We start from the raw sequence: 231 nt of genomic DNA on the forward strand, positions 1-231 counted from the left end.
CTGACCACAATCTCATCACCAGGCTGTAAGCGCGGGCGCAGCCAGCTGTTCGCCACCAGGTTTATCGCTTCGGTGGTACCGCGCGTCCAGACAATCTCACGATCGTCAGCGGCGTTAAGCCAGCGGGCAACCTGATTGCGCGCCTGCTCATAGCGATGGGTTAAGGCCTGGGCGGCGGCAAACTGGCTGCGATGGACTGTACCCGCGCTGAGGCTGTAAAACTGCTGCGTG

Annotated in this window: 1 protein-coding gene; it reads right to left on the bottom strand. The window is 61.5% G+C overall.

The features are described from left to right. Nucleotides 1-231: aminotransferase class V-fold PLP-dependent enzyme (locus SB765_RS34260; RefSeq protein WP_410933107.1), on the bottom strand; the 231-nt coding region annotated here is incomplete at both ends.

Origin of the sequence: Pseudomonas sp. SIMBA_067, from assembly GCF_046534675.1 — a bacterium.
In the GTDB taxonomy this organism is placed as follows: Bacteria; Pseudomonadota; Gammaproteobacteria; order Pseudomonadales; family Pseudomonadaceae; genus Aquipseudomonas; species Aquipseudomonas putida.